This is a genomic window from Blautia sp. BCRC 81119 (genome assembly GCF_003184505.1).
Lineage (GTDB): Bacteria > Bacillota > Clostridia > Lachnospirales > Lachnospiraceae > Blautia_A > Blautia_A fusiformis.
This window is the reverse complement of the sequence record NZ_QJHD01000056.1, coordinates 1-1,702: the sequence shown is the minus strand read 5'-3', so window position 1 is coordinate 1,702 and position 1,702 is coordinate 1. Positions and strand designations below refer to the sequence as shown.

Below are 1,702 nucleotides of genomic sequence, written 5' to 3'. Positions count from 1 at the left end.
TTATGTTTTAAAGGTAGCTGCGTAAAAAACAGTAGTGGTGGTATGGACCCACCCTGAATCTACGGGGCCCAGGCTCCGCACATCAGATGCTCGGTAATTTAATTGCCGAGTAGTTCACTTTTTGACGTATTAATTGTGGTCCGTTCTTTCTGAATACCGTTTTGAGTTTTTCCGTTATGTCTGATGTCATAACAGCATGTACCCTCGTGTTTGGTTCGTGTTTCGATTTTATCTAAAATAATGTCTTTATATGTGACACGATTGAACCTTTTGTGACACGATTGAACCTTTCCGTTATGTCGATATTTCGTTGCAGGTTCACCAAAAGTAAATAGCGACCATTTATTTTTGTCTGCAATAAAACATATACATATTGTATTATGCTAAACAAAATGCTATAATCATAATATGAAGCGAGACAGGAAAGCCAGAAATAGGGGCTACCTTCTTAGTTTATATTTTCAAATTATGCAATACTAAAGATGTCGTCAACTATTGGGAGTAGTTGGCGGCTTTTTTTTGTCTGTCTCAACTCCGACTTTGTAAAGAAACTTCACGCAGTCATACAGTAAATACAAGAGCAATACTGTAGCTTTCATTCTAATCGCCTCCTTTGTTCCTTAGATAAAATCTTCAGGAGAAGGCAGCCGCCTACTATTCTGACTTTCTCACATACAATATAGCATATAATATGCTTTTACACAATGTGTTTGCCTAAAATAGAGGTTGTGATAAATAAACTATATTAAAAAATGATTCGGTGAGAACCCAGGCCCGTAAGGGCTGACAAACGACGACGAAGTCGGAGCCGGAGTGCAGAACGTGGATAGAATTTCCGATTCCCCGTACATACCCAGCAACCTCCGAACCGACGAACAACATGACCGTTCGGGTCGGGCTGCTTGCAGCACCCCTTCCCTGACAATAAGCCTGGCCGCCGTTTTCCCTGTCCATCGATAATTTGCTGTTGTAAAGGAAAGAAGCGTTAAAAATAAGAACAAAAAAAGAAACAAAAAAAAGATTTCAAAAAAAAGCTCTCCCAACCTTTCCGGTTGGAAGAGCTTAAATTGTATCGTTTAATTTGAAGAATCGGAAGAATCCGACCAATTGGCTTTTATCTTTCTATTTTCAAAAATATGGACCGCGCCTCCGTTTTTAATGTCATCTAAATCTCTCAAGCCGCCTTCAAAATATGGATTTTCGTGAAATTCCGTCCAGCCTATGAAACTGCAGCCTTCTTTTTCCGGGATGTCAATGGTTGACAGTTTGACATCTGCCCTGGCCGGAACACTTATTTCGAATTTCTCCACGCCGCCTTTGCTCGGGAATACCCCTCCATTGCCATAAACGGTAAGCGTATATTTTTCATCGGGATTTTTGGCAAATTGCTGAACGTAGTAACCTCTATAGTATCCGACACCAATATGCGTTGCATCTTTATCAATTAACGCAACAAGATGTCCAGAACTATGCTCCCATAAGTCCACAGCACGTTTCGCTCCAGACAGTGTAGAAGCAATATTTTCACCTTCTATATTGCCAGCCCCTGCTTCATAATAAGCTGTACTTGAATCTTCGCCATTTGGCCTTTCATGACTAAACTTCGTATAAATCTCCTTCGCCCTCACCGCAGCGCCTCTGTCAAGCGCCTCATTTTCTACAACCGGTGCTGAGCCATGTTTTATTCTTACCTGGTTTGTAT

Annotated in this window: 1 protein-coding gene; it reads right to left on the bottom strand. The window is 41.0% G+C overall.

What is annotated here, in order from left to right; all coding sequences use genetic code 11:
* Positions 1-1,076: 1,076 nt before the first annotated feature.
* Positions 1,077-1,702: CAP domain-containing protein (locus DMI82_RS19430; protein ID WP_146207192.1), on the bottom strand; the 626-nt coding region annotated here is incomplete at its 5' end.